Source organism: Variovorax endophyticus (assembly GCF_025376855.1).
Taxonomy (GTDB): domain Bacteria; phylum Pseudomonadota; class Gammaproteobacteria; order Burkholderiales; family Burkholderiaceae_C; genus Variovorax.
The window spans coordinates 83273-98834 of sequence record NZ_JAHUTH010000015.1 but is presented as its reverse complement, the minus strand read 5'-3'; the positions used below and the strand labels follow the sequence as shown (position 1 = coordinate 98834).

Sequence of the window (15562 nt, the reverse complement as noted above, 5' to 3'; positions counted from 1 at the left end):
GACATCCACCGCCATGCCACTCGATCTCCAGACCGCCACCAGCCTCCCGCAAGACGCCGACCAGGCCACCCTCGTGGGCCGTCTCTGGCAACCGGGCGTGGGCCCCGTGCTCGTGGCCGTGCAGGGCGATGGCCTGCACGATCTCTCGCGGCTCGCGCCCACGATGAGCGACCTGCTCGAGCTGCCGGAGCCGCCCGCCGATGCCGTGCGGCGCGTGCTGCGCGGCGGCCAGGCGCCGCGCATCGCGGCGCTGGCCGAGGTGCTCGCCAACAGCGACGGCGGCGCGCGCAACGAGGACCGGCCCTGGCTGCTCGCGCCCTGCGACCTGCAGGCCGTCAAGGCCAGCGGCGTGACCTTCGTCGCGAGCCTGCTCGAACGCGTGATCGAGGAACAGGCGCGCGGCGATGCATCGAAGGCCGAGGCCACGCGCGCGGCGCTCGGCGGCGTGCTCGGCGACAACCTCGCCGACATCGTGCCGGGCTCGCCCGAGGCGATGAAGGCCAAGGAGGTGCTGATCGCGCAGGGCGCGTGGTCGCAGTACCTCGAGGTCGGCATCGGGCCCGACGCGGAGATCTTCACCAAGGCGCCCGTGCTCTCGTCGGTGGGCACGGGGGCCGACATCGGCATCCATGCGGCCTCGGTGTGGAACAACCCCGAGCCCGAGGTCGTGCTCGCGGTCAACAGCCGCGGCGAGACGCTGGGCGCCGCGCTCGGCAACGACGTCAACCTGCGCGACTTCGAAGGCCGCAGCGCGCTGCTGCTCGGCAAGGCCAAGGACAACAACGCCTCGTGCGCCATCGGCCCGTTCATCCGCCTGTTCGATGCGCACTTCGGCATCGCGCAGGTGCGCCGCATCACGGTCGCGCTCGAGGTGCGCGGGCCCGAGGGCTTCGTGCTCGAGGGCTCGAGCTCGCTCGCGAAGATCAGCCGCGATCCGCTGGACCTCGTGGCGCAGGCCATCGGCATCCATCACGACTATCCCGATGGCCTGATGCTGTTCCTCGGCACGATGTTCGCGCCCACGCAGGACCGCCACGGCCCGAGCCAGGGCTTCACGCATTCGGTCGGCGACATGGTGCGCATCGCGGCGCCCGAACTCGGCGCGCTGGTCAACCGCGTCGCGCATGCCGACAAGGCCCCGCGCTGGACCTTCGGCATCGGCGCATTGATGCGCAACCTGGCCGCGCGCGGCCTCTTGCATTGAATCCTGTCATGGTGCGGTCATGCACCGTTAAGCCGTACTGTGTAACGATCTTGGAAGATGTACTTCTTTGTGATTCATAGACGGCACGATGACCTCAGATGTAGTTGACCGCCTCCTCGCTTCCACTCAAGATAACTAATGATTTGTTAATGTTTTGATTGGTTGAACGAGGGAGATCGGGTGTCGCAGGCAGAGATCGAGCTTTTGCAAAAGCCCGTCGAGGGCCCGCTTCCGTGCGGTGAGGATCTGGAATACGACGCCGATTTCATGGCGTTGCAGCAGGCAACGCTCGGCAAGCGCGAGCAGCAGTTCGGCAACACCATCATTCCGGCCGAGCCGCCCGACTGGACCAAGGTCGAGCGCATCGCCAAGCAGTTGTGCGAGCGCACGCGCGACCTGCGCGTGCTGGTGCCGCTCACGCTCGCGTGGACCGAGAGCCGCGGCCTGCCGGGTTATGTCGAAGGGCTGCAGCTGGTCGACGTGGTGCTGCAGACCTTCTGGGACGACGTGCATCCGCGCGTGGTCGACGGTGGCGACGAGGACCCGCTGCCGCGCATGAACGCACTGGCCGCGCTGGCCGAGAGCGAAGGCATCGGGCGCAGCGTGCGCGATGCGCGCCTGCTCGACGACGGCGGCGTGACGATGACCTTGCGGCAGGTCGAGGCCCTGCTCGATTCGAGCAAGGCCGACCAGATCGACTATCCGGGCGGTGTGGGCCGCCTGCGCGAGGCCGCGCGCCGTGCGCACGACCACGACGCCCCGCCGATCGTCGCGCTGCGCTCGGCGCTCGCGTTGCTGCAGCGCATCCGCGAGACCTGCGAGCGCGCGCTGGGCCAGAGTTGGGCGCCCGACTTCTCGCGTCTCGAGCGCTCGATGCGCACGGTGGCGCAGTTGCTGCCCGAGAAGGCATTGCAGAGCGCGCTCGAGGCGCCACAGACCGCGCACCAGAGCCCGTCGGCGAGCGATGCGGTGGCGCCGGCCGCGTCGCCCGTCGCGGCCGCGACCGTTGCAAGTGGCGGTCCCGGCCTACGCGCAATCGGTATCAACGATATTGAAATAACGAGCCGCGAAGATGTGCAGGTGTTGTTGGAAAAGGCTTGCCGGTATCTGGAGCGCGCGGAGCCCAGCCATCCCGCGCCCCTGCTGATACGCAGGGCGCAGAAGCTGCTGGCGCTCAACTTCTTCCAGATCATCGAGGAGCTCATGCCCGAGGGACTGCAGAAGCTGGAGAGCCTGGCGGGCCGGCCACCGGGGACCGACGCATCGCAGTAGGCGCCGGCGGCCGGCGCATGCGGTCCGCACGCATTCGATCGAAGAATCAAGAGGAAGCTTTATGGCAGACAACCGTGTCAGGAACAGTGGTCAGAAGTTCATCGCGCGCAACCGCGCGCCGCGCGTGCAGATCGAGTACGACGTCGAGATCTACGGCAGCGAACGCAAGATCCAGCTGCCCTTCGTGATGGGCGTGATCGCCGACCTCGCGGGCAAGCAGGTCGACCCGATGCCCGACCTCGCCGAGCGCGAGTTCATGGCGGTGGACATCGACAACTTCGACGACCGCATGAAGTCGATCAAGCCGCGCGTGGCCTTCCAGGTGCCCAACACGCTGACCGGCGACGGCCAGCTCAACGTCGACATCACCTTCGACAGCATGGACGACTTCTCGCCCGCGCGCATCGCGCGCCAGGTCGACGCGCTGCAGCAGCTGCTCGACGCGCGCACCGAGCTGTCGAACCTGCTGTCCTACATGGACGGCAAGAACGGCGCCGAGCAGCTCATCGCACAGGCGCTGCAGAACCCGGCGCTGCTGAAGTCGCTGGCCACCAGCCCGAACCCCGCGGTGGCCAGTGCCATCGACGCGGCCGCGGAGAAGCCGGCGGGCACGCCGGGCAGTGCCGAGTAAGCGCGAGCCGATCACGTCGACAGGATCATCACCATGAGTACCGTGCAAAAACAATCCGCGCGCGCGCAGCAGACCGTCGAGGCGCTCGAGCCGAACGAGTTCTCCGATCTGCTCCAGCGCGAGTTCAAGCCCAAGACCGACCAGGCGCGCGAGGCGGTGCAGAACGCCGTCAAGACGCTGGCGGTGCAGGCGCTCGAGAGCTCCGTCACCATCTCCAACGATGCCTACCGCACGGTGCAGGCCATCATCACGGAGATCGACCGCAAGCTCTCCGAGCAGATCAACCAGATCCTGCACCACGAGGATTTCCAGCAGCTCGAGGGTGCCTGGCGCGGCCTGCACTACCTCGTGAACAACACCGAGACCGACGAGCAGCTCAAGATCCGCGTGATGTGCGCCTCCAAGCGCGAAGTCGCGCGCTCGCTCAAGCGCCACAAGGGCATCGGCTGGGACCAGAGCCCGCTGTTCAAGAAGATCTACGAGGCCGAGTACGGCCAGTTCGGCGGCGAGCCCTTCGGCGCGCTGATCGGCGACTTCCATTTCGACCACAGCCCGCCCGACGTCGAGATGCTCGGCGAGATGGCCAAGATCGCCGCGGCCGCGCACTGCCCCTTCATCGCGGGCGCCTCGCCGACCGTGATGCAGATGGAATCGTGGCAGGAGCTGTCGAACCCGCGCGACCTGACGAAGATCTTCCACAACACCGAGCACACCGCGTGGCGCTCGCTGCGCGAGTCGGAGGATGCGCGCTACATCGGCCTGGCGATGCCGCGCTTCCTCGCGCGCCTGCCCTACGGCGCGCGCACCAACCCGGTCGACGAGTTCGAGTTCGAGGAGGAGACCGACTCGGCCGCGCACAACCGCTACACCTGGGCCAACTCGGCCTACGCGATGGGCGTGAACATCAACCGCTCGTTCAAGCAGTACGGCTGGTGCACCTCGATCCGCGGCGTGGAATCGGGCGGCGCGGTCGAGAACCTGCCCACGCACACCTTCCCGACCGACGACGGCGGCGTGGACATGAAGTGCCCGACCGAGATCGCGATCAGCGACCGGCGCGAGGCCGAGCTCGCGAAGAACGGCTTCATGCCGCTGGTGCACCGCAAGAACTCCGACTTCGCGGCCTTCATCGGCGCCCAGTCGCTGCAGCAGCCGGCCGAGTACTACGACGCCGACGCCACGGCCAACGCGAACCTGGCGGCACGCCTGCCCTACCTGTTCGCCTGCTGCCGCTTCGCGCATTACCTGAAGTGCATCGTCCGCGACAAGATCGGTTCGTTCCGCGAGCGCGAGGACATGGAGCGCTGGCTCAACGACTGGATCATGAACTACGTCGACGGCAGCCCCGGCACCTCGTCGCAGGACACCAAGGCGATGAAGCCGCTCGCGGCGGCCGAAGTCCAGGTGGAACCCATCGAGGACAACCCCGGCTACTACGCCGCCAAGTTTTTTCTCCGGCCGCATTACCAGCTCGAAGGGCTCACGGTGTCTTTGCGGCTGGTTTCGAAGCTGCCGTCCAACAAGAAGGACAGCAGCTAATTCAACAGTGCCTCGATGGGGCACGCACAACTCCGGGGGTTAATGATGGCAGTAGACATGTTCATGCGCGTCGAAGGCGCGAACGGCGAATCCAAGGACTCGAACCACAAGGACTGGACGGATATCAAGTCGTTCGCATGGGGTGCGACGCAGCCTGGCAACATGGTGAGCGGCGGTGGCGGCGGCGTGGGCAAGGCCAGCTTCAACGACCTGCAGGTGCTCGCGCGCATCGACAAGGCGGCACCGTCCGTCATGAAGAACTGCGCCAGCGGCAAGCACCTGAGCAAGGTCGAGGTCTCGGTCTGCAAGGCCGGTGGCGGTCAGATCGAATACACGCGCGTGACGCTCGAGGAAGTGCTGGTCACCTCGGTGCAGTACACGGCCGAGCAGGGCAGCGATGCGGTGTTCGTGCAGTACGCGTTCCAGGCCGCCAAGGTCAAGCAGCAGTACTGGGAACAGACCGACAAGGGCGGCAAGGGCGCCGAAACCCAGCTCGGCTGGAACATCAAGGAAAACAAGGAAGCCTGATCTTCCACGGGCCCGGCCGGGCTCGCGGGCGGCGCCTCGGTGCCGCGCGCGAGCCGGTCTCCGGCTGACGGTCCTGGGCCGCCAGCCGAAGGCCGAGCGGCGAAGGCGGTGCATGTCGCCGCCATCCCGCGGCACAGGCCACGGTCCCGCGCAGCGGGTGCCGGCAGGCCACGAGCGATATCCAACCACCGACCATGGCGGCGGCCCCGGCTTCATCAGGGCCGGGACCGCGCATTGGCGAAACGACAGAGGAAGCTGCTTCATGGGCGATGCGTTTGCAGGACTGGGCGAGCGCTCGGTGGCCGAGCACACTGAGGGGATACAGCGGCAGATCCGCGCCGATCCCCAGAACGCCAGCCTGCGCCTCGCGCTGTGCCACTTCCTCGCGCTGCGCGGCGAGTGGCAGCGCGCCGAGGACCAGCTCAAGGCGGCCGTCAAGTTCGACCCCTCGTTCACGCCCGCGAGCGCCACCTGCTCGATGGCGCTGGCCGGCGAGCGCCAGCGCAGCGCCTTCTGGGCCGGCGACGCGGCGCGCGCGCCCGCGGTGCTCGGCGAGGGCGCGGACTGGGTCGATGCGCTGATCGCGGCCGCCGCGCTGCCGGCCGACCGGGCCGACGAGGCCACGCGGCTGCGCGAGTCGGCGCGCGATGCCACGCCCGCGCTGCGCGGCCTGCTGCAGGCCGTGGACCGTTCGGGCGATGCGACGAGCGAAGTCGTCGATGGCGAGGCGCTCGAGCGCATCGACATCGACTGGCTCTGCGACGGCGACGCGCGCCTCGGTGCCGCGCTCGAGGTCATCACGCCCGCGGGCTATGGCTGGCTGCCGCTGCCCTCGGTGCGCCGCCTCAAGTTCCAGCGGCCGCAGCACCTGGTCGACCTGCTGTGGTCGCCGGTGCAGGTCGAGCTGGCCGATGGCCGCGCCCTGGCCGTGCTGGTGCCGGTGCGCTACGCGGGCGAGCTCGCCACGCTCGAGGACGGCCTCGCGCTCGCGCGCCGCACCGACTGGCTGCCGCTGCCCGGCGAGGCCGCGTTCGCGGGCGCGGGCCAGCGCACCTTGATCAGCGACGCGGGCGACCACGCGCTGCTCGAACTGCGCACCATCGAGTTCGCGGCCGGGGAGGCCGCCTGATGGCCACGGCCGGCGCCTCCGCCTGGTCGGGCCTCGATGCCGAGGGCGAGCAGGAGAGCGTCGCGCGCGACCGGCTGCAGCCGGTGCTGCTCGACCGCCTCACCGACAAGCAGCCGAGCAACCGCCAGGAGCGCGCGGGCGCCTTCCTGATGAGCGGCAAGCTGCTGCGCGACTCGGTGCTGCGCGACCTGCAGTGGCTCTTGAACACCACCAACTTCGGCACCGCGCATTCGATCCAGAACATGCCGCGCGCGCGCCGCTCGGTCGTCAACTACGGCGTGCGCGGCTGGGCCGGCGGACGCATGTCGGAGGTCGACTTCGCCGACGTCGAGGCCGCGATCCGCACCGCCATCATCGACTTCGAGCCGCGCATCATGAAGGACAGCATCGACGTGCGCTGCGTGACCGACGCCACCGAGCTCGAGCACCACAACCTGCTGGCGCTCGAGATCCGCGGCACCCTGTGGTCGGTGCCCTATCCGATCGAGTTCATCCTGCGCTCCGAGCTCGATCTGGAGAGCGGCCACATGATGCTGCGCCCAACCGGAGGCCTCTGATGGACGCGCGGCTGCTCGATTACTACAACCGCGAACTCACCTACATGCACGAGCTCGGTGCCGAGTTCGCGCAGCGCTATCCGAAGATCGCGGGCCGCCTGGGCATGCGCGGCATCGAGGTCAGCGACCCTTATGTCGAGCGGCTGCTCGAGGGCTTCAGCTTCCTCACGGCGCGCATCCAGCTCAAGATGGACGCCGAGTTCCCGCGCTTCTCGCAGCGGCTGCTCGAGGTGGTCTATCCGAATTTCCTCGCGCCGCTGCCCGCCATGGGCGTGGTGCAGATCGACGGCAACCTCAACGAGGGTTCGCTGAAGGCCGGTTACGAGCTGCCGCGCCACACGATCCTGCGCGGGCGCATGATCAAGGGCGAGCAGACGGCCTGCGAGTTCCGCACCGGCCACGCGGTCACGCTGTGGCCGATCCGCATCGCCGAGGCCAGCCTGGGGCCGGTGCCGGCCGAGATCCTGCATGCGCTGCCGATCGTCGCGCGGCAGGCCAGGAGCGCGATCACGATCAAGCTCGAGGCCGTGGGCGGCGCGCGCTTCGCCGAGATGCCGCTGGAGCGGCTCGAGTTCTTCCTCTCGGGCGCCGAGCTGCATGCGCTGCGCGTGCTCGAGCTCGCGGTGCACCACTCGATCGGCACCGTCTGCCGCAGCGGCCCCGGCACCGCGGGGCAGGGCGCGCGCATCGTGCCGCTGGGCGAGGAGGCGATCCGCCACGAGGGCTTCGAGCCCGACCAGTCGCTCTTGCCCTACGACGCGCGCTCGTTCCAGGGCTACCGGCTGCTGCACGAGTACTTCGCCTTCCCCGACCGCTACCTGTTCTTCAGCGTCAACAAGCTGCGGGCCGCGGCCGCGGCGATGAGCGGCAACACGATGGAGATCGTGATCCTGCTCGACCGCGCCGACGGCGACCTCGAGCGGCTGGTCGACGCGCGCCAGTTCTCGCTGTTCTGCACGCCGATCGTGAACCTGGTGCCGCGCCGCAGCGACCGCATCCCGGTGGGGCCGGGCCAGCACGAGCACCATGCGGTGATCGACCGCACGCGGCCGCGCGACTTCGAGATCTTCACCGTCGAGCGCGTGGTCGGCCACATGAGCAACGGCTCCGAGGAGCGCGAGTTCCGGCCTTTCCTCGGCTCCTTCGCCTCCGACGACGGCGACTTCGGCGCCTACTTCTCGGTGCGGCGCGAACCGCGGCTGGTGTCGGACCGCGCGCGCGCGCAGGGCACGCGCACCAGCTACACCGGCAGCGAGGTCTACGTCTCGCTGGTGGACCAGCACGACGCGCCCTTTCCGCACAGCCTGCGCCACATCACGCTCGATGCGCTGTGCACCAACCGCGACCTGCCGCTCTTGCTGCCCACGGGCCTGGAGTCGGACTTCACGCTGCGCGTGTCGGCGCCGGTGCGCGCGATCCGCATCCTGCGCGGTCCCTCGCGGCCCTACCCGGCGCTGGCCGAGGGCGCGCTGACCTGGCGCCTCATCAGCCACCTGGGCCTCAACTACCTGAGCCTCACCGACGTCGATGCCGAGCAAGGCGCGGCCGCGCTGCGCGAGATGCTCGACCTCTACGGCAACCTCGCCGATCCCTCGGTGCGCCGCCAGATCCAGGGCGTGCGCTCGATGAAGCTGGCGCCGGTGTTCCGCCGCCTGCCCGAGCCGGGCCCGATCGTCTTCGGCCGCGGCGTGGAGATCGCGCTGAAGCTCGACGAGACCGCGTTCTCGGGCGCGAGCCCGTACCTGTTCGGCGCCGTGCTCGAGCAGTTCTTCAGCCGCCACGTGTCGCTCAACGCCTTCACCGAGTTCGCGCTGTCCAGCCTGCAGCGCGGCGAGATCGCGCGCTGGCTGCCGCGCATCGGACGCCGGCCCGCCGTATGAACAGCACCACCGAGCTCCGCGAGGACACGGGCGCCGCGCAGCAGGCGCCGGCGGGCGACGCGGCGGACCGGGCGGTGGAGCACGAGACACGGGCCGAGGCGGCGCCGCCCGTGCGCGGCCTGCCGCAGGTCGACCCGGCGCTGTGGGCCGGCCTGGTCGAGCAGCCCTTCGAGCACGACCTCTTCATGCTGCTGCGCCGGCTCGACGCGCACGGCGACCATCCGCTGCTGGGCCGCGCGCCGCGCCCGCTCGACGAGCCGCTGCGCCTCGGCCAGGAGCCCTCGATGGCCTTCGCGCCCTCGAACGTCTCGGGCGTGGACGACAGCCGAGACGGCCCGCCGCAGATCTCGATCTACGGCTTCGGCCTGTTCGGCCCCAACGGCCCGCTGCCGTTGCACCTGACCGAGTACGCGCGCGAGCGCAAGCGGCACCACAACGACCACACGCTCAGCGCCTTCGCCGACCTGTTCCACCACCGGCTGATCCTGCTGTTCTACCGCGCCTGGGCCGATGCCCAGTCGGTCAACAGCCTCGACCGGCCCGACGGCCACCGCTTCGTCGAGTACGTCGCGAGCCTCATGAACATGGGGCAGCCCGGCCTCAAGGAACGCGACCGCATCGCCGACCATGCGCGCACCCACATGGCGGGCCACCTGGTGCGCCAGACGCGCAACCCCGAGGGCCTGATCCAGATCCTGCGCCTGTACTTCGACCTGCCGGTGCGTGTCGAGGAGTTCGTGAGCGACTGGGTGACCATCGACGAGCCGCAGGTCAGCCGCATCGGCCTGTTCGGGCGCAACCACCGGCTCGGCGCCGGTGCCACCATCGGCCTCGCCGTGCGCGACGCGCAGAGCAAGTTCCGCCTCGAGCTCGGGCCGCTGACGCTCGAGCAGTACCGCGCCTTCCTGCCCGGCAGCCAGCGGCTGCAGCAGGTGGTCGACTGGGTGCGCCAGTACGTCGGCATCGAATTCGCGTGGGAGCTGCGGCTCGTGCTGCGCAAGGAAGAGGCCGGCGGCATGCAGCTCAACGGCGGCCAGCGCCTGGGCTGGGGCAGCTGGCTCGGCACCCGCCTGTCCGACACCGACGCCGGCGACCTGGTGTTCGCGCCCGAGGCCCTGCATTCGCGTTCCGCAGCCACCGCTTCCCATACCTCCGCATCCTTCACCCAGGCCTCATGACCGACATCCGCCGCGTCTCGCTGTTCTCCAAGCTCAACCCGATGCTCTACAAGGCATTGGAGACCGCCACCGCCTTCGCCAAGCTGCGCGGCAATGCCTACGTCGAGCTCGTGCACTGGCTGCACCAGATCCTGCAGCTGCAGGACAGCGACCTGCTGCGCATCGTCAAGCGCGCCGGCCTCAACCTCGACGCGGTCGAGCAGGACCTGGTGCGCGCGCTCGACCGGCTGCCGCACGGCGCGACCTCGATCAGCGACATCTCCGAGCACGTCGACAGCGCGGTCGAGCGCGCCTGGGTCTATGCCAGCCTGCGTTTCGAGGCGACCTCGATCCGCGGCGCCTACCTGCTCGCGGGCATCGTCAAGACGCCGGGGCTGCGCCAGGTGCTCTCGGGCATCTCGCGCGAGTTCGACAAGCTGGTGCCCGACGTGCTGATCGCGCAACTGCCGGCCTGGACCGAAGGCTCGCCCGAGGACGACTACGACATCGCGCCCGAACCGGCGGCCGGCGCCGCGGCCGCCCAGGCCGGCGCCGCGCCGCAGGCCGCGGGCGGCTCGGCGCTGGCCAAGTACGCGAGCGATCTCACGGCCAAGGCGCGCGCGGGCGAGCTCGATCCGGTCTACGGCCGCGACGACGAGATCCGCCAGATCGTCGACATCCTGATGCGGCGGCGCCAGAACAATCCGCTGCTCACGGGCGAGGCCGGCGTCGGCAAGACCGCGGTGGTCGAGGGGCTGGCGCAGCGCCTGGCCGCGGGCGACGTGCCGCCCTCGCTGCGCGAGGTCTCGCTGTGGGTGCTCGATCCCACGCTGCTGCAGGCCGGCGCGGGCGTGAAGGGCGAGTTCGAGCAGCGGCTGCGGCAGGTGATCGACGAGGTCGAGAAGAGCCCCAAGCCCATCGTGCTGTTCGTCGACGAGGTCCACACGCTGGTGGGCGCGGGCGGCACCGCCGGCACCGGCGACGCCGCCAACCTGCTGAAGCCCGCGCTCGCGCGCGGCCGGCTGCGCACCATCGGCGCCACCACCTGGTCGGAGTACAAGAAGTACATCGAGAAGGACCCGGCGCTCACGCGGCGCTTCCAGACCATCCAGGTGCAGGAGCCGACCGAGGACAAGGCCGTGATCATGCTGCGCGGCATCTCGGCCGAGCTCGAGAAGCACCACGGCGTGCTGATCCTCGATGCCGCGCTCGAGGCCGCCGTGAGCCTGTCGCACCGCTACATCCCCGCGCGCCAGCTGCCCGACAAGGCCGTGAGCCTGCTCGACACCGCCTGCGCGCGCGTGGCGCTGAGCCAGCATGCGCTGCCGGCCGCGCTCGAGGACCTGCAGCGGCGCATCGAGGTGCTGGGCATCGAGTCGGGCATCGCGCAGCGCGAGGCCGCGATCGGCGTGGGCGAAGCGCAGCGCGTGCAGGACATCGCGGCGCAGATCGATGCCGCCCAGGCCGAACTCGCGACGCTCGAGCAAAGGCGCAGCGAGGAGAGCGAACTGGTCGAGCGCATCGTGGCGCTGCGCCGGCGGCTCTCGCCGGCGGCGGTGCCGGTGCAGGCCGAAGAGGTCGCCGAGGATGGCGAGGAAGAAGACAACACGGAGGCCGCACCGGCGCCCCCCGAGGCCGAACCCGAGGCCTCGCCCGAGCAGATGCGCGCCGAGCTCGACGCGGCGCAGCGCAAGCTGTCGCAACTGCAGGGCGAATCGCCGCTGATCCTGGCCGCGGTCGACGAGCAGGCGGTGGCCACGGTGGTGGCCGACTGGACCGGCATCCCGATCGGGCGCATGGTGCGCGACGATGCGCAGTCGGTGCTGCGGCTCGGCGAGATCCTGTCGCAGCGCGTGGTCGCGCAGACCGATGCGCTCGACACCATCGCGCGGCGCATCCGCACCGCGCGCGCGCGGCTGGACAACCCCAACAAGCCGGTCGGCGTGTTCCTGCTGTGCGGCCCCTCGGGCGTGGGCAAGACCGAGACCGCGCTCGCGCTGTCGGAGGCGCTGTACGGCGGCGAGCAGAACCTCGTCACCATCAACATGAGCGAGTTCCAGGAGTCGCACACCGTCTCCACGCTCAAGGGCGCGCCGCCCGGCTACGTGGGCTACGGCGAGGGCGGCGTGCTGACCGAGGCGGTGCGCCGCCGGCCCTACAGCGTGGTGCTGCTCGACGAGGTCGAGAAGGCGCACCCCGACGTGCACGAGATCTTCTTCCAGGTCTTCGACAAGGGCTGGATGGAGGACGGCGAGGGCCGCCACATCGACTTCCGCAACACCGTGATCATCATGACCTCGAACGTCGGCACCGACCTGGTCATGCAGCTGTGCGAGGACCCGGTGCTGCGGCCCGACCCCGAGCCGCTGGCGCAGGCACTGCGCGAGCCGCTGCTCAAGGTGTTCGCGCCCGCGCTGCTGGGGCGGCTGGTGGTGGTGCCCTACTACCCGCTGCATGCCGACGCGCTGCACCGCATCATCCGGCTGCAGCTCGACCGCGTGGCCGCGCGCCTGCAGGCCAACCACGGCATTACCTTGGGTTACACCGACAGCGCCGTGGAGCTTGTGGCGCGCCGGTGTACGGCCATAGAGTCGGGTGGACGGATGATCGATGCGATCCTCACGCACACCATCCTGCCGCGATTGAGCGAGGAAGTCATCGGCGCCACGGTCAGTGGGCGCAAGCTCGCGGGCGTCGAGCTCTCGGCGCAGGGCGACGACTTCCACTACGCGTTTACCGAAACCAGCTAAGCGAAGGGAGTCGCCATGGCCCGCGTTGTCACCGCCCACACACCGCTCGGTGAAGACCAGCTGCTGTTCCGCTCGATGCACGGTAGCGAGGGCCTGTCGCAGCTGTTCGAGTTCGAGGTCGACCTGCTGAGCCCGAACACCTCGGTCGACATGAAGGCCATGCTCGGCAAGCCGCTCACGCTCGAGATCAGGACGCTCACCGGCACACCGCGCTACCTCAACGGCCAGATCACGCGCTTCACGCTGGTCGGGCGCGACGCATCCTCGTCGCGCTACATGGTGTATCGCGCCTCGGTGCGCCCGTGGCTGTGGTATCTCACGCGCACCAGCGACTGCAAGATCTTCCAGAACAAGTCGGTGGTCGAGATCCTCGAGGAGGTGCTCGGCGAGTACGGCTTCGCGCTCGAGAAGAAGCTCACGGCCTCGTACCGGCAGTGGGACTACTGCGTGCAGTACCAGGAGACCGACTTCGCGTTCGTGAGCCGGCTCATGGAGCACGAGGGCATCTACTACTTCTTCAAGCACGAGAAGAACCAGCACACGCTGGTGCTGGCCGACGACATGAGCGCGCACGAGACGCTGCCCGAGTACCCGAGGATCAGCTATGTCTCGACCGACCGCGTGGGCGACCTGGGCCGCGAGGCCATCGACCAGTGGGAGGTGACCGAGGAGATCCGGCCCGGCACCTACGTGGTCGACGACTTCGACTTCAAGAAGCCCAAGGCCGACCTGCTCAACACGCGCAGCCAGCCGCGCGGCAACGACCACGGCCAGTACGAGATGTACGAATGGCTCGGCGGCTACAGCGATGCCGGCCAGGGCGAGCACTACGCGCGCATCCGGCTCGAGGAGGCGCAGGCCCAGGCCGAGCTCGACATCGGCCACGCCACCGTGCGCGGCATGGCGCCCGGCTACCGCTTCACGATGCAGAACGCACCGCGCGACGAGGACAACCGCGAGTACCTGATCGTCTCGGTGATCTACAGCCTGCGCGAGGGCGGTTATGCCTCGGGCAGCAACGAGGGCGACTACGGCTTCCAGTTCGGCGTGCAGCCGACCTCGTTCCCCTACCGCGCGCCGCGCGTGACGCGCATCCCGACCACCAACGGGCCGCAGACCGCCACCGTGGTGGGACCGGCCGGCGAGGACATCTGGATCGACAAGTACGGCCGCGTGAAGGTGCAGTTCCGCTGGGACCGCTACGGCCAGCGCAACGAGGACAGCTCGTGCTGGGTGCGCGTGTCGAGCGCCTGGGCCGGCTCGAACTTCGGCGCGGTCAACCATCCGCGCATCGGCCAGGAGGTGGTGGTCGACTTCATCGCCGGCTGCCCCGATCGGCCGCTGATCATCGGCCGCGTCTACAACGCCGACCAGATGCCGCCGCTGGAGCTGCCGGCCAAGGCCACGGTCAGCGGCTTCATCAGCCGCACCATCAAGGGCGACGGCGAGCTGGCCAACCACTTCGTGATCGACGACGACCCGAGCAACGAGTCGATCAAGATCCATGCGCAGAAGGACTTCGTCATCGAGGTCGAGAACGACGAGACGCACACGGTGGAGGGCAACCGCACCACCCACGTCCACAAGAACGACGAGCTGACGGTGGACCAGGCGCGCACCACCACGGTCAACGAAGGCCTCGACCACGCGATCTACAACTCGGGCTCCAAGCTCGAGGTGACGAAGAAGACCGAGCACTTCTTCAACAACAGCATCGAGATCACGACCAAGGAAGGCGCCAAGGAGACGGTCGAGACCGGGCGCTCCGAGGTGCACGTGATGGCCGGCCTGCGGCAGGAGACCTTCGACCAGGCGCTGCACGTGGACGTGAAGGAGGGCATGACCGAGCACGTCAAGACCGGCGACTCCAGGCTGGAGACCTGGAGCGGCAAGCGCTTCGAGAGCTACAAGACCGGGTGGGAGCGCGACGTCCTGAGCGGCGGCGGCAAGGACACGATCAAGGACGGCCTCACGGAGACGATCGCGACCGGCGACCACACGTCCACCGTCTCGGCCGGCGACTACAAGGGCTGGGCCAAGAACGTGTCGATCGAGGCCGAGGCCGACTTCAACGTCAAGGCCAAGAAGATCCTGCTGCACTCGACCGAGAAGCACACCAACAAGTACGACGGCAGCATCGAGACCGTGGCCGGCGGCAGCGCCACCACCAAGGCCACGAGCTACATCCGCTCGCAGGCGCCGCTGCTGTTCTCGATCGCCTTCGTGAACTCCTTCACCTACGCCTCGCTGTCGGAGACCTTCAACCTGGCGGCCACCAACATCGGCGGCGCGAGCTTCGACATCAAGGCCTACCGCTGGTCGAACCGCGCGCTGAACCAGAAGACCGAAACCAAGATCTCGATCGGCCCGATCTACGTGGACATCAAGATCCTGGTGCTGATCATGTGATGGCAGCGACCGCCGTGCCTCGCCGCCGTTCGATCCGGATCCTGGGCGCCGTGCTGGTGGCCGCGGGCGTGCTGCCGATGCTGATGCCGCTGGAGACCTTCTCGATGTGGCTGGCGCTGCCGTGCATCGCCGCGATCTTCGCGGGCTCGGCGCTGCTGTGCGGTGCCTGGGAACTGCTCGAGATCCGCCGGCGCGAGGCGCGCAGCCGCGGCTTCGACGCGCAGGCGCAAGGCGTGATCGTCGGCAGCGAGATCGGCGATACCTACAGCGACACCAGCCCGCTGATGAACCTCACCGTGCGCTTCGCCGACCGCGGCGGCATCGAGCGCCAGGTCGGCGTGCAGCAGGTGGTGATGCTCAACGAGCTGCCGCTCTACGCGGTGGGACGCCCGGTGCTCGTGCGCTTCGCCTCCGCCTCGCCCGCCACCGACCTGGTGATCTCGCCGCTCGCCGGGCCGGCCGGCTTTTCCTTCTGATCCCGCGCCGGCATCGCGCGCGGCCTTCCC

General features: G+C 69.2%; 12 protein-coding genes. All 12 read left to right on the top strand.

Annotated features, from left to right (window positions below; all coding sequences use genetic code 11):
* Positions 1-13: 13 nt before the first annotated feature.
* The 12 genes from KV106_RS20460 (at position 14) to KV106_RS20405 (ending at position 15532) form a co-directional block, all read left to right on the top strand.
* Positions 14-1204 (top strand): fumarylacetoacetate hydrolase family protein, encoded by a 1191-nt coding sequence (locus KV106_RS20460; RefSeq protein WP_261212002.1) that lies wholly within the window; start codon positions 14-16, stop codon positions 1202-1204.
* Positions 1205-1384: 180 nt separating this feature from the next.
* A complete protein-coding gene (gene tssA / locus KV106_RS20455; protein WP_261212001.1) occupies positions 1385-2476 on the top strand; it encodes a type VI secretion system protein TssA in 1092 nt (363 codons plus the stop codon).
* 61 nt (positions 2477-2537) lie between these two features.
* Positions 2538-3107 (top strand): type VI secretion system contractile sheath small subunit, encoded by a 570-nt coding sequence (tssB, locus tag KV106_RS20450; protein ID WP_057593409.1) that lies wholly within the window; start codon positions 2538-2540, stop codon positions 3105-3107.
* Between the two features lie 33 nt (positions 3108-3140).
* Positions 3141-4646, top strand: coding sequence for a type VI secretion system contractile sheath large subunit (gene tssC, locus KV106_RS20445; RefSeq protein WP_057593408.1), 1506 nt, complete (start codon positions 3141-3143; stop codon positions 4644-4646).
* Positions 4647-4691: 45 nt separating this feature from the next.
* A complete protein-coding gene (locus KV106_RS20440) occupies positions 4692-5174 on the top strand; it encodes an Hcp family type VI secretion system effector (protein ID WP_057593445.1) in 483 nt (160 codons plus the stop codon).
* 262 nt (positions 5175-5436) lie between these two features.
* On the top strand, positions 5437-6303 hold the full coding sequence (locus KV106_RS20435) for a type VI secretion system accessory protein TagJ (RefSeq protein WP_261212000.1): 867 nt from the start codon (positions 5437-5439) through the stop codon (positions 6301-6303).
* Positions 6303-6860 (top strand): type VI secretion system baseplate subunit TssE, encoded by a 558-nt coding sequence (gene tssE, locus KV106_RS20430; RefSeq protein ID WP_057593406.1) that lies wholly within the window; start codon positions 6303-6305, stop codon positions 6858-6860. The genes KV106_RS20435 and tssE overlap by 1 nt, the downstream gene beginning before the upstream one ends.
* Entirely contained in the window at positions 6860-8740 is a 1881-nt protein-coding gene (tssF, locus tag KV106_RS20425; RefSeq protein ID WP_261211998.1) for a type VI secretion system baseplate subunit TssF, read from the top strand. The genes tssE and tssF overlap by 1 nt, the downstream gene beginning before the upstream one ends.
* Complete coding sequence (gene tssG / locus KV106_RS20420) at positions 8737-9918, top strand: type VI secretion system baseplate subunit TssG (RefSeq protein WP_261211997.1); 1182 nt, start codon at positions 8737-8739, stop codon at positions 9916-9918. Before tssF ends, tssG begins: the two co-directional genes overlap by 4 nt.
* Positions 9915-12647 (top strand): type VI secretion system ATPase TssH, encoded by a 2733-nt coding sequence (tssH, locus tag KV106_RS20415; protein ID WP_261211996.1) that lies wholly within the window; start codon positions 9915-9917, stop codon positions 12645-12647. Before tssG ends, tssH begins: the two co-directional genes overlap by 4 nt.
* Positions 12648-12662: 15 nt before the next feature.
* Positions 12663-15056, top strand: a complete 2394-nt coding sequence (locus tag KV106_RS20410; RefSeq protein ID WP_261211995.1) for a type VI secretion system Vgr family protein — start codon at positions 12663-12665, stop codon at positions 15054-15056.
* On the top strand, positions 15056-15532 hold the full coding sequence (locus KV106_RS20405; protein WP_057596861.1) for a hypothetical protein: 477 nt from the start codon (positions 15056-15058) through the stop codon (positions 15530-15532). The genes KV106_RS20410 and KV106_RS20405 overlap by 1 nt, the downstream gene beginning before the upstream one ends.
* The last annotated feature ends 30 nt before the right edge of the window (positions 15533-15562 follow it).

Coding starts and splice junctions, on each gene's coding strand:
- tssB (WP_057593409.1), top strand. CDS start 2,538: ATGGCAGACAACCGTGTCAGGAACAGTGGTCAGAAGTTCATCGCGCGC.
- KV106_RS20460 (WP_261212002.1), top strand. CDS start 14: ATGCCACTCGATCTCCAGACCGCCACCAGCCTCCCGCAAGACGCCGAC.
- tssC (WP_057593408.1), top strand. CDS start 3,141: ATGAGTACCGTGCAAAAACAATCCGCGCGCGCGCAGCAGACCGTCGAG.
- KV106_RS20435 (WP_261212000.1), top strand. CDS start 5,437: ATGGGCGATGCGTTTGCAGGACTGGGCGAGCGCTCGGTGGCCGAGCAC.
- tssE (WP_057593406.1), top strand. CDS start 6,303: ATGGCCACGGCCGGCGCCTCCGCCTGGTCGGGCCTCGATGCCGAGGGC.
- tssH (WP_261211996.1), top strand. CDS start 9,915: ATGACCGACATCCGCCGCGTCTCGCTGTTCTCCAAGCTCAACCCGATG.
- tssF (WP_261211998.1), top strand. CDS start 6,860: ATGGACGCGCGGCTGCTCGATTACTACAACCGCGAACTCACCTACATG.
- KV106_RS20405 (WP_057596861.1), top strand. CDS start 15,056: ATGGCAGCGACCGCCGTGCCTCGCCGCCGTTCGATCCGGATCCTGGGC.
- KV106_RS20440 (WP_057593445.1), top strand. CDS start 4,692: ATGGCAGTAGACATGTTCATGCGCGTCGAAGGCGCGAACGGCGAATCC.
- KV106_RS20410 (WP_261211995.1), top strand. CDS start 12,663: ATGGCCCGCGTTGTCACCGCCCACACACCGCTCGGTGAAGACCAGCTG.
- tssG (WP_261211997.1), top strand. CDS start 8,737: ATGAACAGCACCACCGAGCTCCGCGAGGACACGGGCGCCGCGCAGCAG.